Genomic DNA, 1,512 nt, shown 5'->3' with positions numbered 1-1,512 from the left:
CAAGGCCGTGAAGTTACGGGTCTGGTGTGGTTGTCCATGGCGTCGTGATCTGCGGGTTCACCGGACGCGAGGAGCGGAGCCCCGGTAGAACTGGCAGTCGACCAAGACAGCCGTTCGCAGCACCGGAGGCTCCGCTGTCCGATCAGTGTGTCATCACGCGTGAAATCACGGTAGCCAAGGGCCTGTTCGCCCCCGGGCACCTGGGGGAACTCACCCAGATCGTCCCGTTCGAGATGGTCGATGCGGCCCTCACCGAGACCGGCGCCGTCCAGCAACGACTGCGGAAGATCCCTGCCCGGGTGGTGGTCTACCTGCTGCTGGCCGCCGCCCTGTTCGAGGACTGCGGCTACCTGGCGGTGTGGCGCAAGCTCACCGCCGCGCTGGAGGCGATACCGGTCGCGAAGGTCACCGGCACAGCGCTCTGGAACGCGCGAACCCGTCTCGGTGTGCGCCCCATGCGGGCCCTGTTCGACCTGCTGCGCGGGCCGGCCACGGCGATCCGCACAGCAGGCGCCCGTTTCAAGGGCCTGCTGACCGTCGCGATCGACGGCACCTACCTTGATGTCCCCGACAGCCCGCTGCACCGGGCCCGCCTGGGCAAGAGCACCAACCAGTACACGACCTCCGGCTACCCGCAGATCTGCCTGACCGCGCTGGTGGCCTGCGGCACCCGGGCGGTCCTGGACGCCGCCTTCGGCCCCCGCAGCAACGGCGAGAGCGTCTACGGCAAGCGCCTGATGCGCTCGCTGCACGCCAGCATGATCGTGTTACTGGACCGGGGCTTCTCCTCGAACACGTTCCTGGCTGCGGTCGCCGCCACCGAGGCCGCCTTCCTCGCCCGCGCCTCCGCCGCCCGCAAACCGCCGGTCCTGGCCCGCTACGACGACGGCTCCCACCTCTCCCGCTTCGGCGACATCGAGGTCCGCATCATCGAGTGCGAGATCACCATCACCACCAGCCAGGGCCGCCGGACCGGCCTCTACCGGCTGGCCACCAACCTCCTTGACCACCACCGATACCCCGCATCCGACCTGATCAGCCTGTATCACGAGAGGTGGGAAGTGGAGTCGGCCTATTTCGCGATCAAGAAATCGATGCTGGGCCGCCGGGTCCTGCGCTCGAAGACCTGGGCCGGCATCGCCCAGGAGGTCTACGCCCTGCTGAGCGCCTACCAGGTCCTGCGGATCGCGATCGCCGACGCCACCGGGAGCACACCCGGAGCGGACCCGGACAGAGCCAGCTTCAGCGTCGCGCTCCGATGCGCCCGCGACCAGATCATCCAGGCCGCGGGCATCATCGCCGACACCGTGATCGACCTCGTCGGAACGATCGGCAAAGCCGTCCTGGACCAGCTCATGCCCGCCCGCCGCCTCCGCATCAGCCCCCGCGCGGTGAAACGCCCCCTGTCCCGATACGCATACAAAAGCCTCAAGGTCGACCGACGCACCTACAAAGCCACCCTCAGCATCAACATCTTGACGCCGACGATCAGCCCGTAACTTCACGGCCTTG

1 protein-coding gene is annotated in these 1,512 nt (G+C 68.0%); it reads left to right on the top strand.

Translation table 11 applies throughout. The features are described from left to right. The first annotated feature begins 134 nt into the window (after positions 1 to 134). Positions 135 to 1,499 carry an IS4 family transposase gene (locus tag O3Q52_RS52995; protein ID WP_332113035.1) on the top strand — a complete coding sequence of 455 codons (1,365 nt, stop codon included), beginning with the start codon at positions 135 to 137 and terminating at the stop codon, positions 1,497 to 1,499. Positions 1,500 to 1,512 lie beyond the last annotated feature (13 nt).

Source organism: Streptomyces sp. ActVer (genome assembly GCF_027270795.1).
Lineage (GTDB): Bacteria > Actinomycetota > Actinomycetes > Streptomycetales > Streptomycetaceae > Streptomyces > Streptomyces umbrinus_A.
Note: the sequence above shows the minus strand (reverse complement) of the source record. Positions and strands in the feature narration are given on the sequence as shown.